The following is a 20,708-nucleotide window of genomic DNA, read 5'->3' as shown; positions in this document are numbered from 1 at the left end:
GGTGCGGGTGATGGGCGTCGACCCCGGGCTCACCCGGTGCGGTCTGTCCATGGTGGTCGGCAGTCTGGGCCGGCAGGTGTCCATGCTGGAGGTCGGCGTGGTGCGCACGCCGCCGGAAATGGATCTGGCGCAACGACTTCTATTGGTCTCCGACGCCGCCGAAGCCTGGATGGACAACCACCAGCCCGAAGTCGTCGCCATCGAACGCGTCTTCTCCCAGAACAATGTGCGCACCGCCATGGCCACCGCGCAGGCGGGCGGCGTGATCGCACTCGCGGCCGCGCGGCGCAAGATCCCGGTCCACTTCCACACCCCGTCTCAGGTGAAGGCGGCAGTCACCGGCAACGGTACGGCGGACAAGGCGCAAGTGACCGCGATGGTGACCCGTATCCTCGGGCTGGCCGTCGCACCCAAACCCGCCGACGCCGCCGACGCGCTCGCCCTGGCCATCTGCCATTGCTGGCGCGCCCCCATGCTGGACCGCATGGCCAAGGCGGAGGAGATGGCCGAACGGCAACGGCGACTGTACGAGGAAAAGCTTGCCCAGCAACGCGGTAACGGCCGTGCCGCTGGTTCCCAGCGTGGTGATTCTCCGATTCGGAAGGCGGTAACGCGGTGATCGCGTCGGTACGCGGCGAAGTGCTCGAGATCGGGCTCGACCATGTGGTCATCGAGGCGGCGGGAGTCGGCTATCGGCTCAACGCCACCCCGGCGACCCTGGCCGGACTGACCCGCGGCGAGGATTCCCGCCTCTACACGACCATGATCGTGCGCGAGGACTCGATGACCCTGTTCGGCTTCGCCGACACCGAGGCGCGAGAACTGTTCGGGCTGTTGCAGACCGTGTCCGGGGTGGGCCCGAAACTGGCCATGGCGGTGCTGGCGGTGCTCGAACCCGAGGCGCTGCGCAAGGCGCTCGCGGAGTCGAACGTGGCCGCGCTGACCCGGGTGCCCGGCGTCGGCAAGCGGGGCGCCGAGCGCATGGTGGTGGAGCTGCGCGACAAGGTGAATCTGGTTCCGGTGCAGTCGGGTCCGCCCGGATCGGGGCCCGCGCCCATGGTCACGCCGGTGCGCGATCAGGTGGTGGACGCGCTCATCGGGCTGGGCTTCCCGGCGCGTCAGGCCGAGGGCGCGGTGGACGCCGTGCTCGCCGACGAGCCCGGCATCGGCACCTCGCAGGCGCTGCGCACCGCGCTCGGCCTGCTGGGCAAGAATCGATAGCCGCTGATGAGCGAGGATTTCGACGACTTCGACGAGGCCGGGTTCGACGCGGACGAATCCAGCGTCACCGCAAGCTATCTGCAGTCCGACGGCGAGATCGAGGCCAGCCTGCGCCCGAAGTCGCTCGACGACTTCATCGGCCAGCCGCGCGTGCGTGAACAGCTGGCCCTGGTGCTGCGCGGCGCGAAGATGCGCGGCGGCACCCCCGACCACGTGTTGCTGTCGGGCCCACCGGGTCTGGGCAAGACGTCGATGGCCATGATCATCGCCGGCGAACTGGGCACCGCCCTGCGCCTCACCTCCGGCCCCGCCCTGGAACGCGCCGGCGACCTGGCCGCCATGCTCAGCAACCTGGTCGAGGGCGACGTCCTGTTCATCGATGAGATTCACCGGATGGCCCGGCCCGCCGAGGAAATGCTGTACCTGGCGATGGAGGACTTCCGCGTCGACGTGGTCGTCGGCAAAGGCCCCGGCGCGACCTCGATTCCCCTCGACATCGCGCCGTTCACCTTGGTGGGCGCGACGACTCGTTCCGGCGCGCTGACCGGTCCGCTGCGTGACCGCTTCGGCTTCACCGGGCACATGGACTTCTACGAGCCCCTCGAATTGCAGCAGATCCTGGAACGCTCGGCCCGGATCCTGGGCGTGCGTTTGGAATCCGACGCCGCCGCCGAGATCGCCGGACGTTCCCGGGGCACGCCGCGCATCGCGAACCGGCTCTTGCGCCGCGTGCGCGACTACGCGGAGGTCAAGGCCGACGGTCTGGTCACGGTCGAGATCGCGCATGCCGCGCTGGCCGTCTACGACGTCGACGTGCTCGGCCTGGACCGCCTCGACCGCGCGGTGCTGAGCGCCCTGATCCGCAGCTTCAACGGCGGCCCGGTCGGTGTGTCCACCCTCGCCGTCGCGGTCGGCGAGGAAGCGTCCACCGTCGAGGAGGTCTGCGAACCTTTCCTGGTGCGAGCGGGTTTGGTGGCCCGCACCCCCCGCGGCCGCGTCGCCACCTCCGCGGCCTGGGAGCACCTGGGCCTGGTGCCGCCGCCGGACCTGGTCTTCGGTTCGATCGAGGTGCGGCCCCGCGAACCGCAAATGGACCTGTTCGAGTCGTAAGCGACTGTGCCGCATCGGCCGTACCCGTATCGGGTACGGCCGTTGTGTGTTCGCGGCGTCAGTCGACGGTGAGGACCAGCTTGCCGACCGTGCGGCCGGTGTCGCCCAGGGCGTGTGCCTTCGCGGCGTCGGCGAGGGGGAAGGCGCCCGCGATCGTGGGCCGGAGCGCGCCGGATTCAGCGAGTTCCCGGATCACGTTCATCCCCTGGTGGTCTGCCTCGACCAGTAGGGAAACGGCTCGGACGCGGAGTCTTTCGGCCTCGGCGTGGAGCTGGTCGGTCGTGGTCGGGCGGATGAGGACCACGATGCCGCCGGGCCGCAGCGTGCGCAGTGAGCGGAGGGCGTGCTCGGAGTCGATCGGATCGAGCACCATGTCGATATCGCGGATGGCCTCGGCGAAATCGGTGGTCCGGTAGTCCAGCACCTCGTCGGCTCCGATGCCGCGCAGGAAGTCGTGATTGGCGGCGCTGGCGGTGCCGATCACGTACGCACCGCGGGCCTTGGCGATCTGGACCGCGACATGGCCGACGCCACCGGCGGCGGCATGGATCAGAACCCGTTGCCCGGGTTGCACATTCGCCGTGTCGACGATGGCCTGGTAGGCGGTCGACGCCGTCAGCGGGAGGGCGGCGGCCTGGATGTGGTCGAGGTTGGCGGGCTTGCGGGCGAAGGCGCGCGCGGTGGCGGTCACGTACTGGGCGGCCGCACCGTGGCCGTGCGGGTAGGGGAGCATGCCGAACACCTCGTCACCCGGTTGGAAGAGAGTGACGCCGAAGCCGCCGGCCACGACCTCGCCGGAGACGTCCCAGCCGAGCACGAAGGGCGGCGCGGGGAGGAACATGCCTTGGTTCGCGCGATGCTTCCAGTCGGTCGGGTTCAGGGCGGTGGCGCGGACCCGGACCAGGATCTCGCTGGGACCGGGTTGCGGCACCGGCAGTTCCACCTCGTGCAGCACTTCGGGACCGCCGAGCATGTCCTGGCTGATCGCCTTCATCGTGGTGGGAACGGTGATGTCCTTCTCGCTCATGCCTCTCAGCCTGCCGCCGGACGGCGCCCGGGGAAATGGCACGATCGCCATTATTCGATAGGATTACGCCATGCAATCGGAGGGCATGCAGCCGCATCGCGTCGTCGTGCTGGCTCTCGACGGGGTGTATCCGTTCGAGCTCGGCATCCCGAACCGGGTGTTCGGGACGGCGGACGGGCGCTACGAGGTGATCACCTGCTCGCTCGACGGGCGGCCGGTGCGCAGCAACTCGGACTTCGACATCGCGGTGGCGCATGACGCGCGGGCGCTGGAAACCGCGGACACCGTGGTCATTCCGCCGTGCGATGTCGTCCCGATCCTGGAACACGGCCTGCCGCAGGCTGTTTCGTCGGCGCTGGCGTCGATCCGGCCCGGGGTGCGGATCGTGTCGATCTGTACGGGCGCGATCGTGGTCGCCGCGGCCGGGCTGCTCGACGACCGTCCCGCCACTACGCACTGGAACTTCGCCGACCGGTTCCAGCGGACGTTCCCGAGAATCGCCGTCGACCCGAACGTGCTCTACGTCGACGACGGCGACATCCTGACTTCCGCCGGCGCCACCGCCGGAGTCGACCTGTGCCTGCACCTGATTCGCCGCGACCACGGCAGCGAGGTCGCCAATATGGTCGCCCGCCGCTGCGTGGTGCCGCCATGGCGTGAGGGCGGTCAGGCCCAGTTCATCGAGCAGCCGGTGCCGCCGCCGTCGGCCGCGGGCACTGCCGCCGCGCGCCAGTGGGCCCTGGAAAACCTGCACCGGCCGCTGACCATGGCCGATCTCGCGGACCGTGCGCGGATGAGCGGCCGCACCTTCGCCCGCCGCTTTCGCGACGAGGTGGGCATGAGCCCGGGCCGGTGGCTGATCCGGCAACGCGTGTTCCGGGCACGCGAATTGCTGGAAACCACCGAGCTTTCCGTGGATCGGATCGCCGGCGAGGTCGGCTTCGCGACGGGGGCCTCGCTACGTCAGCACCTGCACGAGGCCATCGGTGTCGCACCGCTCGCCTACCGCCGCACCTTCCGGAGCGGGTCGGCGGTCACCGCGGCGGACCGCTGATCTCACGGACCTCGCGCAGGTGTAGTTCCATCGCCGCCGCCGCGGCCGTGCCGTCGTGGGCCGCGACGGCCGCGTAGATGCGGTGGTGTCCTTCCAAGGACAGGCGACGGGCGTGGCGGGTGCGATGGGACAGGGTGCGGGTGCGGCGGGTCCAGTCGGTGGTCATCGTGCAGAGCGTGACCAGCAGCGGGTTCTGCGCGGCATGCGCGAGCAGGGTGTGGAATTCGATGTCGAGGCGCAGGGATTCGGCGGGGGAGAGGGTGTCGCTGGATCGGGTCAGCACGTCGTCGAGGGACAGCAGGTTGGAGTCGACGGCCCGCAGCGCGGCCAGTTCGGCGATGCGAGGCTCCACCAGATCACGCAACTCGGTGGCGTAACCGAGCTCGATATCGAGCTCCGCCAGCCCACCCGCGAGATCGCCCGCGCGGCGCGGCATGTCGATGACGGTGCTGCCCCGCCCCTGCCGGCGTTCGATGAGCTTCTTGGATTCCAGCTCGAACATGGCTTGGCGCAAGGAGGATCGAGACACGCTCATACTCGCCGCCAGTTCCCGCTCGGGCGGCAGCCGATCGCCCGCGCGAAGCTCACCGCTGGTGATCAAACCCTCCAGGTGCGCCGCCACCTCCGCGCTGACACTGCGTGCGCGCCGACGGAGCGGCGGAATCGATGCCGTCACGAGCCCGAGTCTAAATCCCTTCCCGGGCACGCCATTTCGTGGAGGTAAAACACGAGTTACGTTAGGTTTCGCGGCCCGACCTCGATCGTTCGGCTGACTTATGGTCGGCACATCGGATGGTCCGACCAATTTCTGGTCGGGGAGGGAAGGTAGCGACGTGACGTCGATCGTGCGGGGGTTCGCCCCGGCGTTTCCGGTACTGCAACAGGGCGAAGGAATCGGCGTCGGCGCCGACTATCTGCCGGTCGACCCGTCGGCGGTGCTGTGGGGCCGTCTGCCCCGCACCGGCGACCGCCCCGTCGCGACTATCGCGCCGGGAGCGACCATCGTGATCGACACCGTAAGTCACGAAGGCATTCTCGACGACCAGGGCTCGGACCCGGTGGCGTACTTCGGGCGGCACGGCGTCGACCGTGACCAGGTCCTCGCCGACGCCATCGACGTGGCGGGCACTCGCCGCCGCGACTCGCTGGCCGGCCCGCACATCATCACCGGCCCGGTCGCGGTGACCGGGGCTCAACCCGGCGACCTGCTCGCCATCCGCATCGACGCGTTGTCCATGCGCGCGCCCTACGGCGTCGTATCCACCCGGCACTCACGCGGCGTACTGGCGAACAAGGTTGGATTCGACGGCAACTACGGACAGTTCTGTGCCGTCGAAGAGCGGGACGGGGCATGGTACGGGTCGATGCCGATGCATCCGGATCGGATGCGGCAGGCCAGCTTTCCGCTGAATCCGTTCCTGGGCATCATCGGTGTCGCGACGGACACGGACAGCCGGGTGTCCTCGGTGCCGCCGGGACTGCATGGGGGCAATATCGATATCCGCCGGTTGACGGCCGGGGCGACACTGTTCCTGCCGGTGCAGGTGCCGGACGCGCTCTTCTATATCGGTGATCCCCACTTCGCCCAGGGGAATGGGGAAGTGGCGCTCACGGCATTGGAAGCGCCGCTGCGGGCCACTTTGACGGTCGACATCATTCCGGCCGCGCAGGTCGCGGCCGGACTCGGGCGGGGTATCGGGCCATTCGCGGCCTCCCATGGGCTGCTGATTCCCACGGGCTTGAGCGAAGACCTGAACAAAGCGCTCGAACTGTGTGTGCGCAATGCCATCGAACTGGTGGTCTCGTTGTTCGATGCCGACCCGCAGCAGGCGTACCTGTATCTCAGTGCCGCAGCGGATTTCAATATCTCGCAGGCCGTGGACCAGGTTCGGGGGGTGCACGGGGAAGTGCGGGTTTCGGACTTCGCCGGACATGCCGCCACCGAGCTGGCCAAGCGCGTGCTCGAGCGGGCGCGATGACGGCGGCACGGGCGATCCCGGACCCGGAGACTGACACCCGGGTATGGCGAGAGCGGGGCATGCCGCTCGTTCCCGCCACGGGTGACGGTCCGCTTTCCGGTCATACCGTGGCGGTGAAGGACCTCTACGCGGTCGCCGGATATCCCCTGGGAGGCGGGGTTCCGGAGTTCTTGGGGGAGCTGGAGCATGCGCATGCCGCGGTCGTCTCTCAGCTGCTGGCTTCGGGAGCTGATGTCGCCGGGATCGCGCACACCGATGAATTCGCGTACAGCATCACGGGCGGCAACGGGCGCTACGGGATGCCGATCAATCCGGCGGCTCCGCAACGGATTCCGGGTGGATCATCCAGTGGATCGGCTGTGGCGGTCGCACGTGGTGAAGCCACGATCGGGTTGGGAACCGACACAGCGGGATCCATTCGAGTACCGGCCGCCTATCAAGGGCTGTGGGGTATTCGGACCTCGCACGGGTGTATCTCCACCGCCGGTATGCTGCCGCTGGCGGAATCCTTCGACACCGTGGGATGGATCACCCGTGACCTGGAGACGCTGCAGGCTGTCGCCGAATGCCTGCTGCCCGAGCAGGATGCGGCTCCGGCCGAGCTCGTGGTCGATCGCAGCCTGTGCGCGGTGGCCGACGACGAGGTTGCGGCCGCGAGCCTCGACGCGGCGGCTCGGCTCGGAGCTGTCGACCACGACATGAACGCCGACCTCGACGGCTGGTTCAGTGCGTTCCGTGTGGTCCAGGCCTTCGAGGCTTGGAGAAACCATGGTGAGTGGATCATGCGGCATCCCGCTGCGCTGGAATCCGAAGTGGCGCAGCGCTTCGAGGTGGCCTCGGCGGTAACGACAGAACAAGCGAATGATGCGCGGGGGGTGCTGCGGGAAGCGGCGGATGCGCTTCGGGCCGCATTGAGCGGGCGGATCCTTGTGTTGCCGACCACCGCTACGCTGGCGCCGCCTCGGACGGCTTTGGCGGGGGCGTTGGAATCTGGGCGGGCGCGGACTTTGCATTTGACGTGTTTGGCTTCGATTGTTGGGGGGCCGGCGGTTAGTTTTCCATTGCCTGGGGTGCGGGGAATTCCGAGTGGTTTGTGTTTAGTTGGGGCGGCCGGTATGGATCGGAGTTTGCTCTCAACAATTGCTGAAAAGGGTTGCGATACTGGACATTTCGGGTTCCCAGGGTGATCGTGTGGGCGTAGAATTAGCACATGGATTCGAATGGGGTGACACTCGACGACTGCGGTATCGCTGAACTGGCGGCCGCGGTTGCGACCCTGGCTGAATCCGTTCAGAACTCGGCGATGACTCAGTTCTCCGATGAGGATGTCGTCACCTTGATGCGGGAGCTGGAAGCCTGCAAGCGGCAATTGGCGGCGTTGGATACGCGGCTGATCATCGAAGCTGGCGAGCGGTCGCTGCATGCGCGTTCGGGTGCGGGGAAGATGGTGCCGTTTCTGCGGCATACCCTGGGGCTGTCGCGGTATGACGCGGCGTTGCGGGTGAAGGTCACCCACCATTGCGGGGAATTCTTCGAACCGAGCGGACACCTGCGGCCCGCGGTGCTCCCTGTCATGGCCGAAGCTTTTGCCGCCGGAGACATTTCCCGCGATCACGTCCGCAACATCATGGACGTCATGGACCACCTCCCGACCGACATCCCCACCGAAGCCCGCGTGGAAGCCGAGGAGATTCTCGTCTCGTACTCGCGTGAAGGCTGGCCCGATGACCTGCCCAAGATCGGGCGCGACATCCTCGCCCGCCTGGATCCGGACGGGAAGGTTGTCTCCGATGCCGACCGTCGCCGTCGACGCGGGATCACCCTGTGCCGCCCCGGCGTGGATGGCATGTCCCGCATCGAAGGATGGATCACTCCCGAGCTGCGGGCATGCCTGGATGCGGTATTCGCCAAGCTCGCCCGGCCCGGCATGTGCAACGTTGAAGACCCGGAAAGCCCTTCTGCCTCTGGTGGGTTCATCGCTGACAGTGTTCTCGATGCTGCCGCGCGCCGGGACGGGCGTGATGTGGGGCAGCGGACCCACGACGCGCTGATGGCGCTGGTTCAGCCGGGCGTGAACATGCGTGCGCTGGGTATGCACCGGGGTCTGCCGGTCGAGGTCGTGCTCACCATGAGCCTCACTGATCTGGAGAACGGGACCGGGGTCGTGACCACCAACACCGGCACTCAGATCTCCATCAACGAGGCACTGAAGATGGCTGAGGGAACCCACCCGGTGATCGCGGTCCTCGACGGAGACGGGATGCCGCTGTACCTGCAGCGGTCCCGCCGCACCGCGAACCGGGCCCAACGCCTGGCACTGATCGCCCGTGACAAGGGCTGTACCCGCCCGGGTTGTGAACAACCCGCCTCGATGTGCGCCGCACACCACGTCACCGATTGGGCCAAAGGCAGACCTACCGACATCAACAACCTGACTTTGGCGTGCGATCACTGCCACGCGTTGATCAGTGACGGGCCCGATGGGTGGAAAACCGTTGTCATGGGCAAAGACTCACCCCATCGAGGCCGAACGGGATGGATTGCTCCGAAAAGTGTTGACCCCACCGGAACTCCCCGGGTGAACGATCGCCATCACGTGGGGCAGTCGATCGCGGCTGCGGTCGATTTCAGTTGTCGAAAGTGGCGCTCACGGGCTGCGTGAAACCGAGCTGCTCGTGTCGCACTGGCGTGCGCAAAACTACATAGAGTGTGGTCGCCTCGCCTGCCCTACCGGACCTGGGCTGACGCCGAGCCGGGAGCCGTGACCCGCCGATCCCGGCCCACGGACTGCACGGATCACCTTCTCGAGACAAAGACCCAAAGACCCAAAGACCCAAAGACTCGGGGACGCGGGGGCACGAGACGACCCCAGCCCTTCCCCCCAGCACACTTCACAGTGCGTGTACCTCGACAACTTCAGAGTGCTTGTACCCCCACACCGGGACGATCCACGGCCGAGCCGTAATGGGGCTGGAAGGTGAGCGAGCCTCCCCAACCCAGCCAGCCCCTCTCCCTTCTCCAGGCATCTTTATCTTTAGTCCTTCTTTTAGCCCTTGGCCCCAGGCCCAATCAGTTCCTGCGTACGGGTAGTCCGAGCTGTCACCCGACCGCCTTTGAAGACATAGTTCCTGTCAGGCCGATCAAGCAATGCATCGCCGAGCCGATAGCTGGATAACACAACCAGATCCGCAACCGCCCCCACCTTCACCCCGTACCTGTCGGCGATCCCGATAGTCTGCGCAGCTTCGGTCGTAGCCATCGCAAGAACACGAGTCAAATCCTCCGGCCCCGACAGATGCCCGGTCTGAGCCAGAAACAACCCGATATCGAGCATGTCCGCATTCCCAAACGGAGTGAAGGCATTCCGAACGTTATTGGACGAGTACGCGGTAGTGACCCCCGCTTCCCAAAGCTCACGAACGGGCGCGATACCCCGCCGCACATTGACGGGATCAGATCGCCCACCAAGATGCATATCGGTGGCAGGCAGCGGAACGACCGAAATCCCCGCCGATGCCAGACGTTCCAGGGTGCGAGCCCGGTCAACGGGCGAACGGCCGGCCAGAGACGTCATGTGCCCCAGCGTGACTCGCCCATGACGTCCGGTGAGCTCGGTGAGTTCCGCGATGTAGTCGGCCATCGCGTAGCGGGGATCGGACGCGTCGTCGGCGAAGTCGGCGTGAATGTCGAGCGGAACATCGAATTCGGCAGCCAGGTCGAAGATGAGGTCGACATGGCGACGGGAGTCGTCGACGGTGCTCTCGTTGTAGGCGCACCCGCCGAGGACGTCGGCACCCGCGTAGAGGCTTTCACGCAGCAGATCGAGGGTGCCGGGGGCTCGGAGGATTCCTTCCTGAGGGAAGGCGACGATCTGGAGATCGAGGCGGTCGCGGTACTCCTCGCGGAGGTCGAGCAGGGCGGTGACACCGCGGAGTCCGACGATCGGGTCGACGTCGGGGTGGGCGCGGATGGCGGTGGTGCCGTTGGTGATCGCCATGTCGAGCACGCGGCGGGCGCGGTCTCGGATGGCGGGGACGGTGAAGCCGCGCTTGAGTTCGGCGGTCACGCTGATCGCCCCGGCGAGCGTGCCGTCGGGGTTGGACTTCTCGGAGTCCAGCAGCGCCTTGTCCAGGTGGAGATGGGCTTCGACGAGGCCGGGGATGACCACGCGCCCGGCGCAGTCGATCTCGTCGGCGCCGTGCTCGGGTAGCCGGTGGCCGATCGCGACGATCACGCCCCCGGCGATCGCGATATCGACCAGGTCCGTGTCGTCGGCGATGCGGGCGGCCCGCAAGACCAGATCCACGCTCGGCGGAAACGAATCCGTCACGGCTACCTCCCTGAGACGAAGTGACTCAGTTTTGTATACGAGGGCCGTGTTTCGTGCGGGGGCGGTATTTGCTTCCCCGATGTTACGAAGCGCGCGACGCCGAACCGTTCTGCGGCGCAGCGTCTTCGGCGCGCTGCCGGAAGCGGTACGCGGAGGCGGCGTGCGCGATATGGGCGGTGACGACGGCACCCGCGCGCTCGGGGTCTCCCGCTTCCAGGGCCGCGCAGATCTGTTCGTGCTCGTGCCAGGAATCGTTGGCGCGACGGGGGAGTTCGACCGAGTAGACCCAGGCGATCTTCCAGCTCAGCTGCATGATCAGCTGCGCGAGCAAGGTACTGCCGGACGCCTCGGCGAGCACCTCGTGGAAACGACTGTTGAGGCGAGCCAGCTCGTCGAGGCGGCCCGCCCGGACCGCGTCCTGGCCGAGAGCGGTGAGTTCCTTGAGCCGGCCGAGCTGCTCGGGGGTGCGGCGGACAGCGGCACGGGAGGCGCACAGGGGTTCCAGGCGGGCGCGGATCTCCAGCAGGTCGGCGGCCTCGTCCTCGGTGAGAGCCGCCACGAAGACCCCCGCATAAGGGCGTGACGAGGCGAAACCCTCGGCTTCGAGCGTGCGCAACGCTTCCCGGACGGGAACGCGCGATACCCCGTAGTGCTCGGCCAGCGCATCCTCTGTGAGTCGCTGGCCGGGGGCGTATGCGCCGCGGATGATGTCGTCGCGGATGGCGCGACACAGCTGGTGCGGTGTCATGCGCCCGGCGGTACTGGTCACTACGGCCTCATCAGGAAGTCGGTGGAACAGAGGTTTGCATACGATCCATCGTGGCCTGGGCCGACGGGATGCCGCAAATCTACTGCACGGTCATGAAATCTACTGAACAGCCGTGTGGCATTCGTGGGTCCGGCTGCGTCACAGCGGTTTCGGGTCGCCCCTGCCCGCCACTTTGTATACGATGCGGCCATCTTGTCCGGAAGGAATTCATGGATACCGCGCATCTCGTGCTCCTGTTCGCCGCCGGCGTGGGGGCCGGCATCTGCAACGCTATCGCCGGGGGAGGCAGCCTGCTGTCGTTCCCCGCGCTGCTGGCCACCGGGCTGCCACCGGTCACCGCGACCGTCACCAACTCGGTCTCGGTGTGGCCCGGCTACCTCGGCGGGGCCGCGGCGCTGCGCAAGCGGCTCGACGAACATCGCACCCTGGTACCGGGACTGATCCTCACCGGCGTCGCGGGCGCCAGCGGCGGTGTGATCGCCCTGCTGGCGGCGCCGCCGAAAGTGTTCGCGGCGCTGGTGCCCTATCTGATCCTGGCCGCCACCGCGTTGTTCGCGGCGCAGCCGCTGGTGTCGCGCAAGCTCTCCGAGCACGGCGCGGAATCACGGATTCGGCTGTTCGCGGGCGTGTTTCTCGGTGCGGCCTACGGCGCGTACTTCAATGGCGGCATGGGAATCGTGCTGCTGACCGCGCTGGCCCTGGGCATCGACGCCTCGATCACCCGGCTCAACGGTCTGAAAAGCCTGCTCACACTGACGGTTTCGAGTACGGCCGTGATCGCGGTCGCGCTGTTCGGGCCGGTGCAGTGGTCGGCGGTTGCGGTACTGGCTCCGGCCTGTCTGCTGGGCGGGGTCGTCGGCGCGCGGATCGCGGATCGGCTGCGGCCGGGCGCTTTCCGGGCGGTGGTGATCGTGTTCGGCGTCGGCGCGGGCACGGCCATGCTGCTGTCCTGACGCGCTACGGCTCAGCTCTCTACGAAACAGCTCTCCACGAAACAGCTCTCCCTACGACAGAGGTGGCGAATCCCATGAACGATCTCCTACTGCACGGCGGACGGCCCTGGACTCCCGGCGCCCCACTCACCGTGGCCGACATCCTGATACGCGACGGGCGGATCGCCGCGATCGGACCCGCGCTCAGCGCGGACGGCATCGAAGCCGTGGATCTGGCCGGTGCACTGGTGCTTCCGGGACTGGTCGACGCACACTGCCATCTCGACAAGACGATGTACGGCGGACCATGGGTGCCCAACACCGGAGGCCGCACCCTGGCCGGGCGAATCGCCAACGGTGAGGGCCGCCGCGACGAACTGGGGCTGCCCAGCGCCGACTACGCGTCGAACCTGCTCGGAGCCATGGTGTCCGGGGGAACCGCGCACGTGCGCAGCCACATCGACATCGATCCGGAGGTGGGGTTGCGCGGGGTGGAAGCCGTGCGTGCGGCCGCGGCCCGGCACGCGGATCGCGTCGACGTGCAGCTCGTGGCGTTTCCGCAGGGCGGACTGCTGTCCCGGCCCGGGACCGCCGAACTGCTGGAAGCGGCGCTGGCCGACGGGGTGGAGGTGATCGGCGGGCTGGACCCCGCCGGCTACGACGGGAATCCGAACGGGCAGCTCGATGTGCTGTTCGACCTCGCCGAGAAGTACGGCGCGGGCATCGATATCCATCTGCACGATCGCGGCGCGCTGGGCGCCTGGCAGTACGACCTGATCGCGGCCCGCACCAAGGCGACGGGGCTGGCGGGGCGGGTGACCATCAGCCACGCCTACGCGATGGGCGAGATCGAGCCCGGTGAACAGCGCCGGATCGCGGAAAGCCTCGCCGACGCCGGGGTTTCCATGGTGACCTGCGCGGTCGGCAGTTCACCGGTGGTACCGGTCCGGGTGATGGCCGCGGCCGGGGCCGGGCTGGCGCTCGGGAACGACGGCATCCGGGACCTGTGGACGCCCTACGGAGACGGCGACATGCTGCGCCGGATCATGCAGGTCGCGTTCCGGGATCGGCTGGTCGCCGATGAGGAGATCGAGCTGGCGCTGGCCGCGGGTACCTACGGCGGCGCGGCGTTGCTCGGAATCGAGGACTACGGGTTGCGCGTGGGAGCGGCTGCCGATCTGTTCACGGTGGACGCCGAAACGCCTGCGGCAGCGGTGGTTTCCGTGCCCCCGCGTGCGCTGGTGGTAAAGCGTGGACGCGTGGTTGCACGGCACGGCTCGCTGGTCGGCGACTGACGTTCAGAACCGCTGCGCTGCTGATCGCGTCGTGTGCCCGGTGCTCACCGCCCGCGCGGTGCGGGGGTGACAGGTGTTCCACATGAGGTGGTGATCGGGTCCGGTCCCGAGGTCGGCGGCTGATCACGTTGCGCGGTCGGCGGCTTGTCGTACCGGCTGCGCCGCAGGCCGGGTCGGTGCTGGTCGCGCCGCCTGCACCGCAGGTGTTCGCTGGGCTGGGTCGGTGCTGATCGGCAGTTGATCCACACCCCCGATGATCGACCGGCTCGTCCGCCGGCGCCGCACGTGTTCGTGCGGCCGGGCCGGTGCTGGCGTTCCGCCGGCCGCCGGCACGAACCTCCCTCTCCCTCAACAATATTGTATACGAAACAAGCGTGTAATCGGGTGGACCGCGTTCGGCAATGAGGGGCCGATAGAACTGTGGACATGCGCACCACCGCCTCAAACACCGTCAAAGGTCAAGGCCCGGACGGGGATACGGACACCGCAGCGGGCGGTAACGTATACACCGATCCCGCCTTGGCTTTTCATCATGTCGGCCTGACCTTCGAGAACGGCACCCACGCGCTCGACGGCATCGATATCGCCATCCGGCCGGGGGAATTCGTCTCCCTCGTCGGGCCCTCCGGTTGCGGCAAGTCCACGCTGCTGCGACTGGCGGCCGGATTCGAGAAGCCGACCGCCGGAACGATTTCCGTCGCTACCGGCAAGCTGGGATACGTCTTCCAGGAGGCGACCCTGCTGCCGTGGCGGTCGGTGCTGCGGAATGTGGAACTGCCCGCCGAACTCGCCGGAGTGGACAAGGCGACCCGCCGGGCCGCAGCCAAGGCGGCCCTGGAGTTGGTCGGGCTCACCGGATTCGAGAACCACAAGCCGGCGCAGCTCTCCGGCGGCATGCGGATGCGCACGTCGATCGCGCGCGCCCTCACCGGCGAGCCGGAACTGTTCCTGTTCGACGAACCCTTCGGCGCCCTCGACGAGATCACCCGGCAACGGCTGAACGAGGAGGTGAGCGGGCTGTATCGGCGTTCCGGATTCACCGGCGTGTTCGTGACCCATTCGGTCGCCGAAGCAGTGTTCATGTCGACCCGGGTCGTCGTGCTGACCGGGCGGCCCGGACGCGTGGCGGCCGATATCACTGTGCCGCTGGACTTTCCGCGATCACCGGAGCTGCGGTACTCGGCCGAGTTCGCGGCCGTCGCGGCGGAGGTGTCGGCGGCGTTGCACGACGCCGAACGGGGTACTGCCCAGCCGCTGGGGAGGGCAGCATGACCGCCGCCACTGAGAGCGAGATCGCCGTGTTTGAGACAGACGACGCGACCGCAGTGCCCGAGACAGACGGCGAGACCGCAGTGCCCGAGGTCGGCGATGTGACTACCGCGCCGGAGGTCGGCGATGTGACTACTGTGCCGGAGGTTCGCGAGATGACTACTGTGCCCGAGGTCGGCGGCGCGGCCACCGCGCCCGAGGAAGGCGGCGAGCCCCGGCGTCCGGCCCTGAAGGTGCGCTGGCCCTTCGCGATCGCGCCGGTCCGGGTGTTCGCGCCGGTCTTCGTGTTCGTGCTGGTCATGTCCGCATGGTCGATCGCGAGTCATCTACTGATCGCCCCGGAATCCCGATTCCTGCTGCCGCCGCCGGAAGCGGTGGTGTCCAAGGGGCTGCTCGACGCCGCGACTCGCGCCGAGATCCTGCAGGCGCTGGGCGCGACCGTGCAGATCGCGCTGGTCGGGCTGGTGATCGCGATCGTGCTGGGCGTGGCGTTCGCGGTGATCATGAGCCAGGCCCGCTGGGCGGAGTACTCGCTCTACCCGTATGCCGTGATCCTGCAGACGATTCCGGTGCTGGCCGTGGTGCCGCTGTTCGGGTTCTGGTTCGGCTACGAGTTCGGCAGCCGGGTCATCGTGTGCGTCATGGTGTCGCTGTTCCCGGTCATCACCAACACGCTGTTCGGCCTGAAGTCGGTGCAGGCCTCCGAGCACGACCTGTTCACTCTGCACGGTGCCAATCGCTGGCAGCGGCTGCTGAAACTGCAACTCCCGGCAGCGCTTCCGGCCATGATCTCCGGCTTCAAGATCTCGGCGGGCATGGCCGTGATCGGTTCGATCGTCGCCGACTTCTTCTTCCGGCAGGGCGACCCGGGCATCGGCCGCATGATCGACGTGTACCGGCAGCGGCTGGCCACCGAGGAACTGCTCACCTCGCTGCTGCTGTCCTCTCTGGTCGGGCTGATCCTGTTCTGGATCTTCGACTTCCTGGCCGGGCGCGTGGATCGCGCGCACGGCAAGCGCGCCGGCCGGTAGCCGGAACCGCTGCTCCCGCAGGTCATCTCAACCCCGCTGTGTCTGAACCCCACCGTGTCTCAACCACTGTGTCTCAACCCCAAGGAATGCTCGTGAAGAATCGTGTCCTCGCCGCTGCCGCTCTCGCCGGGAGCGTCCTGCTCACCGCCGCCTGCGGGGGAGGGGCGTCCACCCCGAAACCCACCGGACAGGGTGCGCTGGCCGGTGTCTGTCCGGCCACCGTCGTCATCCAGACCGACTGGTTCGCCACACCGGAACGCGCGGCCGCCTATCAGCTGGTCGGGCCGAACGGCACCGTCGACGCCAAGAAGGGCGCCTACTCCGGCCCGCTGGGTGACACCGGGGTGAATGTCGAAGTGCGGCTGGGTGGTCCGTTCCTGGGCGGCCAGCCGGTGGCGGCGCAGATGTACCAGGATAACTCCATCACCCTGGGCCTGGTGCCCACCGACGAGCAGGTGCGGGCGCGGGCCAAGTTCCCGCTCACCGGCGTCTTCGCGTCCCTGCAGAAGAACCCGCAGATCGTCATGTGGGATCCCGCCACCTACACGGTCAACTCGTGGAAGGACGTGGCCGCCACCGGCGCCCCGATCCTGTACTCCGAGGGCAAGATCTACATGGACTACCTGATCGCCAACGGCGACGTGAAGAAGGAACAGGCCGACGCCTCCTACGACGGCACGCCGAGCCGGTTCGTCGCCGAACACGGGCGGGTCATGCAGCAGGGTTACGTCTCCAACGAGCCCTACCGCTGGGAGCACGACGTCAAGGGCTGGCTCAAGCCGACCGGTCACCTGCTGGTCGCCGACGCCGGCTACGAGGCCTACCCGCACGCCTGGTCGGTCCGATCCGGTGAACTCGACAAGCTGCGCCCCTGCCTGCAGAAGCTCGTCCCCATGCTGCAGCAGGCCCAGATCGACTACGCCACCAACCCCGAACCCACCAATCAGGCCCTGCTGAAGATCGCCCAGGGCATCCCGGACGGCCCGCCCATCACCGCCGGCGGCAACGCCGACTCGGTCAAGGTGCAGCTGAAGGAGAAAATCATCGCCAACGGCCCCGGCAATACCCTCGGCAACTTCGACCTCGACCGTGTCACCCGCTCCATCGCCCAGGTCACCCCGCTCCTGCGCGCCAAGGGCCGGGAAGTACCGGACAACCTGACCGCCAAGGATCTGGTCACCAACGAATTCATCGACCCCGCAAAGGGTCTGAAGCAGCAGGGCTGAGGTCGGGGAGAACCATGTCGAACCACGAGTACGAGCACGAACCGGTCCCGGCCGCGGCCCGCCGCAGCCTCCTCTCGGTGGCCGCGGTCTGGGCCGGATTCCCGATGTGCCTGGGCAACGCGGTCTTCGGCGGACTGATCGTCTACAGCCAGGGCATGGGTCGTGGCCTGCTGGCTATCCTGCTCGGCAACCTACTGCTGTTCGGTTACATCGGCACGTTGAGCTGGATCGGCGGGCAGACCGGCCGCAACTTCTCGCTGCAGGCGCGGCGCGCCTTCGGCGACCGCGGGCGCGCGGTGGTGGTCGGGTTCCTGGCCACCGTCGTGATCGGCTGGTTCTCCTATCAGGTCGGCTTGACCGGCACCACCCTCGAAGGGATGTACGGGTGGAGTCCGATGTGGGGTGGGCTGCTGGGCGGAGTGTTCTTCGTCCTGCTCACCCTCGCCGGCATCCGCGCGCTCTCGTTGATCGGCCTGATCGGGACGCCACTGTTCCTGCTCATGGCCGGTCTCGCGGTGTATTACGGTCTCGGGCACGGGCATTCGCTGTCCGGCGCGTTCGGCTACGCGGGCGGCGATGGCCCGCTGGGCTTCTGGGCGTGCGTGAGCATCGTGGTCGGCGGCTTCGCCGACTCGGGCACCATGACCGCCGATTTCACCCGCTGGGCCCGCGACGGCCGGGCGGGGCTGGTGGCGGCGGCCTCGGCTTTCCCCTTCGCCAACTCCATCGCCTTCCTCATCGGCGGTCTGGTGGTGGCGATCGGCGGGGCCGCCGACCCGGCGAACAACGGCGGAGCGTTCCTGGGCCTGCTGGCCGGGCACGGGGCGCTCGTCACCGGACTATCGGTGCTGTTCGTCTTCGCGAACCTGGGATCTGTTGCGGCGCACTGTCTCTACAACGGCGCTGTGGGCTGGGCCGGGATCACGCCGCTGCGGATGCGGCCGCTGGCGGTGGCGCTGGGCCTGATCGGCACCGTGGTGGCGCTGACCGGAGTCTGGGCGCACATCGTCAACTGGCTGGTACTGCTGGGCGTGGTGGTGCCGCCCATCGGCGCGGTGCTGATCGTCGACTATGTGCTGGCGCGTCGCCGCGAGGCGGCGCCGGCCACGGTGCGGCCGATCGCGTTCGCGGCGTGGGGGATCGGGGCGGTGGCCGCCGGTCTCGCGCACTATCACCTGCCGGGTTCGGTGGACGCGGTGATCGGTTTCGTCACGGCCGCCGCGGTGCAGGCCGGAGTCAGCGCGTTCCGGCCGGCGGCCGAGCTGCGGCCCACGGTCGCCACCTCGTCGGTTGCTGCCTGAGGAGGCGCGGTGAATTCCGCTGAGCGCGAAGAACTGTGCTTCCTCCCCGCGACCGAGCTGGTGGCGCGGGTCCGGTCGCGGGAGTTGTCGCCGGTGGAGATCACCGACGCGGTTCTCGGCCGCATGCAGGAGGTGGATCCGCTGGTGCACGCCTTCTGCACCCCCACCCCGGAGCTGGCGCGGCAGCAGGCCGCGCGGGTCGCCGACGATCTGGTTCGTGGCCTGGATCCGGGACCGCTCGCGGGAGTTCCCCTGGGCATCAAGGATCTGTTGTCCACCAAGGGGATTCGCACCACCTCCGGGTCCTGGGTGTATCGGGACCACATCCCCGACGAGGACGACATCGTCGTCGAGCGGGTACTGGCGGCGGGTGCGGTCTGCCTGGGCAAGACCAATACCTCCGAATTCGGGTACAGCGCGACCGGACTCAACCCGCTGTTCCCGTCCACCCGCAATCCCTGGGACACCGCGCTGAGCCCGGGCGGTTCCAGCGCCGGATCGGCGGCCGCGGTCGCGGCCGGGCTCGGGCCTGTTGCGTTGGGCAGCGACGGCGGCTGCTCGGTGCGCGCACCCGCCGCACTGTGTGGGCTGGTCGGCGTCAAACCGTCCATGGGCCGGGTACCGGTGTATCCGGGCTGCCGTGACGAACGGCTGCCCGGCGTATCCGGTTGGGAGAGCATCGAACACATCGGCCCGCTCACCCGCACCGTCGCCGACGCCGCCCTGCTGCTGTCGGTCCTCGCGGGACCCGACCCGCGCGATCGGCATTCGATTCCGTGCGGGGACGTGGACTGGATCGCCGCGGCGCGCGACGGCGGCGATCGCCCGGACACGGTGGCCGGGTTGCGCGTCGGATTCAGCCCCGACCTCGGCTATCTTCCGGTCGATCCCGCCGTGCGTGCGGTGGTCGAACACGCGGTGCGCGAGGTGGTGGAAGGGCGGCTCGGCTGCCGCGTCGAACCGGTGCGGCCCGGCTGGTCCGACCCCGCCGCGGCCTTCTCCGCCCTCATCATGGCCGAGACCGACCTGAGCGGCATGCGAGCGATGGCCGACGAGCACGCCGGCCGCATGTCCCCGCACCTGGTCGCCTGGCTGCGCGGGCCGTGGACCGCACAGGATTTCAGTGACGCCAATATCGCGCGCAAGGCCCTGGTCAACGCGATGGCCCGGCTCATGCGCGGCTACGACGTCCTCATCACCCCCACCACCGCCGTCCCGGCCTTCCCGGTCGGCATACCCGGCCCCGGAATGATCGACGGCACCGCGGTTTCCGACTCCACCTGGATCGGCTTCAACTATCCGGCCAACCTGACCGGCCAGCCCGCGGTGAGTATTCCGGCGGGCTGGACCGACACCGGACTGCCGGTGGGGCTACAGATCATCGGCCGCCACCTCGCCGACGAGACGGTCCTGCGGCTGGCCGCCGCCATCGAGAGCGTTGCGCCGTGGGCGCATCGCCGCCCGGAGCTCATTACTCCGGGCAGTCGTCAGGAGTGGGCGCGGGGCTGATGGGGTTCCGCGCAGGCCGTGGACAGTTGCCGGACGACGAGGTCGAGGAAGGCGTCGACCTCGTCGCGGTGGTAGGCGGGGACACCGTCGGGGGCGAGGTGGAAGGTGATGGCCCGAACGTCCTCGGGGGTGAGGCCGTTGGGGCCGCGGTGGGCCAGGGTGGCGGCCAAGCGGTCCAGGAAGACGGCGACCTCGTCGGCCATGTAGCCGGGGAAACCGTATGGGGGAGTGGAGAATTGGATGTGCAGCACGTCATCGTGGGTCAACGGGTCGTGGGTGCGGCCCGCGGGTAGGCGGCTGCGGCCGAGGCGTAAGTACTCCAGTTCCATGCACAGTTGGTCGAGGAAGTCGTCGACCTGTTCGATGTCGTAGCCGCGGTGTCCGGGTGGGGGCCCGTCGAATTCGACGAGCCGGATGTCGGCGACGGTGAGGCGGTCGAGTCCGGCCATGGTGTCGGCGATGCGCGCGCAGAAGGCGTCCACCTGGGCGGGGTGGTAGCCGTGGGGCCCGAACGGGGCGGGGCCGAACCGGCGGCGGCGGACGTCCTCGGGGGTCACCCGGGTCATTGTGCCAAGAGGGTGGTGTCCGAATTACTTCCGCCCCTTGCGAATCCGGCCGCACCGGACAAACGGGTCCGTTTGTGCACGGTGGTCAC

At 68.2% G+C, this 20,708-nt stretch carries 19 protein-coding genes; 14 read left to right on the top strand and 5 right to left on the bottom strand.

Going from position 1 to position 20,708, the window contains the following annotated elements; all coding sequences use genetic code 11:
* Nucleotide 1: 1 nt before the first annotated feature.
* From ruvC to ruvB, 3 genes are read left to right on the top strand one after another with little or no spacing between them, the layout of a single operon-like run.
* On the top strand, nt 2-619 hold the full coding sequence (gene ruvC, locus ACYVKL_RS08090; protein ID WP_379169607.1) for a crossover junction endodeoxyribonuclease RuvC: 618 nt from the start codon (nt 2-4) through the stop codon (nt 617-619).
* Nucleotides 616-1,221, top strand: coding sequence for a Holliday junction branch migration protein RuvA (gene ruvA / locus ACYVKL_RS08085; protein ID WP_213556357.1), 606 nt, complete (start codon nt 616-618; stop codon nt 1,219-1,221). The genes ruvC and ruvA overlap by 4 nt, the downstream gene beginning before the upstream one ends.
* Nucleotides 1,222-1,227: 6 nt before the next feature.
* A complete protein-coding gene (gene ruvB, locus ACYVKL_RS08080; protein WP_379169604.1) occupies nt 1,228-2,331 on the top strand; it encodes a Holliday junction branch migration DNA helicase RuvB in 1,104 nt (367 codons plus the stop codon).
* Nucleotides 2,332-2,389: 58 nt separating this feature from the next.
* Here ruvB and ACYVKL_RS08075 read toward each other — a convergent pair whose 3' ends face one another.
* Complete coding sequence (locus tag ACYVKL_RS08075) at nt 2,390-3,358, bottom strand: NADP-dependent oxidoreductase (RefSeq protein ID WP_379169602.1); 969 nt, start codon at nt 3,356-3,358, stop codon at nt 2,390-2,392.
* A gap of 70 nt (nt 3,359-3,428) precedes the next feature.
* Between ACYVKL_RS08075 and ACYVKL_RS08070 the strand changes: the two genes are divergently transcribed.
* Entirely contained in the window at nt 3,429-4,412 is a 984-nt protein-coding gene (locus ACYVKL_RS08070) for a GlxA family transcriptional regulator (protein WP_379169600.1), read from the top strand.
* On the opposite strand, the gene ACYVKL_RS08065 is transcribed toward ACYVKL_RS08070, so the two are convergent.
* A complete protein-coding gene (locus ACYVKL_RS08065) occupies nt 4,393-5,088 on the bottom strand; it encodes a FadR/GntR family transcriptional regulator (protein ID WP_379169598.1) in 696 nt (231 codons plus the stop codon). The genes ACYVKL_RS08070 and ACYVKL_RS08065 overlap by 20 nt on opposite strands.
* A 157-nt stretch (nt 5,089-5,245) precedes the next feature.
* Here ACYVKL_RS08065 and ACYVKL_RS08060 point away from each other — a divergent pair, with 157 nt between their 5' ends.
* From ACYVKL_RS08060 to ACYVKL_RS08050, 3 genes are read left to right on the top strand one after another with little or no spacing between them, the layout of a single operon-like run.
* Nucleotides 5,246-6,391, top strand: a complete 1,146-nt coding sequence (locus tag ACYVKL_RS08060) for an acetamidase/formamidase family protein (protein WP_379169597.1) — start codon at nt 5,246-5,248, stop codon at nt 6,389-6,391.
* Between the two features lie 59 nt (nt 6,392-6,450).
* A complete protein-coding gene (locus ACYVKL_RS08055; RefSeq protein WP_379169595.1) occupies nt 6,451-7,578 on the top strand; it encodes an amidase family protein in 1,128 nt (375 codons plus the stop codon).
* Between the two features lie 38 nt (nt 7,579-7,616).
* A complete protein-coding gene (locus ACYVKL_RS08050; protein WP_379169593.1) occupies nt 7,617-9,053 on the top strand; it encodes an HNH endonuclease signature motif containing protein in 1,437 nt (478 codons plus the stop codon).
* Nucleotides 9,054-9,437: 384 nt separating this feature from the next.
* Here ACYVKL_RS08050 and ACYVKL_RS08045 read toward each other — a convergent pair whose 3' ends face one another.
* Entirely contained in the window at nt 9,438-10,721 is a 1,284-nt protein-coding gene (locus ACYVKL_RS08045; protein WP_379169591.1) for an amidohydrolase family protein, read from the bottom strand.
* Nucleotides 10,722-10,803: 82 nt separating this feature from the next.
* On the bottom strand, nt 10,804-11,490 hold the full coding sequence (locus ACYVKL_RS08040; RefSeq protein WP_379169589.1) for a GntR family transcriptional regulator: 687 nt from the start codon (nt 11,488-11,490) through the stop codon (nt 10,804-10,806).
* Nucleotides 11,491-11,699: 209 nt separating this feature from the next.
* Here ACYVKL_RS08040 and ACYVKL_RS08035 point away from each other — a divergent pair, with 209 nt between their 5' ends.
* The 7 genes from ACYVKL_RS08035 to ACYVKL_RS08005 all read left to right on the top strand — a co-directional run bounded on the left by ACYVKL_RS08035 (nt 11,700) and on the right by ACYVKL_RS08005 (nt 20,053).
* Nucleotides 11,700-12,443: a sulfite exporter TauE/SafE family protein gene (locus tag ACYVKL_RS08035; RefSeq protein ID WP_379169587.1), complete on the top strand. Its 744-nt coding sequence runs from the start codon at nt 11,700-11,702 to the stop codon at nt 12,441-12,443.
* 74 nt (nt 12,444-12,517) lie between these two features.
* Nucleotides 12,518-13,717: an amidohydrolase gene (locus ACYVKL_RS08030; RefSeq protein ID WP_379169585.1), complete on the top strand. Its 1,200-nt coding sequence runs from the start codon at nt 12,518-12,520 to the stop codon at nt 13,715-13,717.
* Between the two features lie 426 nt (nt 13,718-14,143).
* Nucleotides 14,144-14,989: an ABC transporter ATP-binding protein gene (locus ACYVKL_RS08025; protein WP_379169583.1), complete on the top strand. Its 846-nt coding sequence runs from the start codon at nt 14,144-14,146 to the stop codon at nt 14,987-14,989.
* Nucleotides 14,986-16,017, top strand: a complete 1,032-nt coding sequence (locus ACYVKL_RS08020; RefSeq protein WP_379169581.1) for an ABC transporter permease — start codon at nt 14,986-14,988, stop codon at nt 16,015-16,017. The genes ACYVKL_RS08025 and ACYVKL_RS08020 overlap by 4 nt, the downstream gene beginning before the upstream one ends.
* 92 nt (nt 16,018-16,109) lie before the next feature.
* Nucleotides 16,110-17,243, top strand: a complete 1,134-nt coding sequence (locus ACYVKL_RS08015; protein WP_357195627.1) for an ABC transporter substrate-binding protein — start codon at nt 16,110-16,112, stop codon at nt 17,241-17,243.
* 14 nt (nt 17,244-17,257) lie between these two features.
* Nucleotides 17,258-18,544, top strand: coding sequence for a cytosine permease (locus ACYVKL_RS08010; RefSeq protein WP_379169579.1), 1,287 nt, complete (start codon nt 17,258-17,260; stop codon nt 18,542-18,544).
* Nucleotides 18,545-18,553: 9 nt separating this feature from the next.
* Nucleotides 18,554-20,053: an amidase gene (locus ACYVKL_RS08005; RefSeq protein WP_379169577.1), complete on the top strand. Its 1,500-nt coding sequence runs from the start codon at nt 18,554-18,556 to the stop codon at nt 20,051-20,053.
* Here the strand turns inward: ACYVKL_RS08005 and ACYVKL_RS08000 are convergent.
* On the bottom strand, nt 20,032-20,619 hold the full coding sequence (locus ACYVKL_RS08000) for a DivIVA domain-containing protein (RefSeq protein WP_379169575.1): 588 nt from the start codon (nt 20,617-20,619) through the stop codon (nt 20,032-20,034). The genes ACYVKL_RS08005 and ACYVKL_RS08000 overlap by 22 nt on opposite strands.
* Nucleotides 20,620-20,708 lie beyond the last annotated feature (89 nt).

The sequence above is a fragment of the Nocardia tengchongensis genome (assembly GCF_054781395.1).
The sequence above is the reverse complement of the archived record's forward strand: the minus strand, read 5'-3'. Positions and strand labels throughout refer to the sequence as shown.

Coding starts and splice junctions, on each gene's coding strand:
- ACYVKL_RS08075 (WP_379169602.1), bottom strand. CDS start 3,358: ATGAGCGAGAAGGACATCACCGTTCCCACCACGATGAAGGCGATCAGC.
- ACYVKL_RS08020 (WP_379169581.1), top strand. CDS start 14,986: ATGACCGCCGCCACTGAGAGCGAGATCGCCGTGTTTGAGACAGACGAC.
- ruvB (WP_379169604.1), top strand. CDS start 1,228: ATGAGCGAGGATTTCGACGACTTCGACGAGGCCGGGTTCGACGCGGAC.
- ACYVKL_RS08010 (WP_379169579.1), top strand. CDS start 17,258: ATGTCGAACCACGAGTACGAGCACGAACCGGTCCCGGCCGCGGCCCGC.
- ACYVKL_RS08000 (WP_379169575.1), bottom strand. CDS start 20,619: ATGACCCGGGTGACCCCCGAGGACGTCCGCCGCCGCCGGTTCGGCCCC.
- ACYVKL_RS08025 (WP_379169583.1), top strand. CDS start 14,144: ATGCGCACCACCGCCTCAAACACCGTCAAAGGTCAAGGCCCGGACGGG.
- ACYVKL_RS08035 (WP_379169587.1), top strand. CDS start 11,700: ATGGATACCGCGCATCTCGTGCTCCTGTTCGCCGCCGGCGTGGGGGCC.
- ACYVKL_RS08070 (WP_379169600.1), top strand. CDS start 3,429: ATGCAATCGGAGGGCATGCAGCCGCATCGCGTCGTCGTGCTGGCTCTC.
- ACYVKL_RS08030 (WP_379169585.1), top strand. CDS start 12,518: ATGAACGATCTCCTACTGCACGGCGGACGGCCCTGGACTCCCGGCGCC.
- ACYVKL_RS08055 (WP_379169595.1), top strand. CDS start 6,451: ATGCCGCTCGTTCCCGCCACGGGTGACGGTCCGCTTTCCGGTCATACC.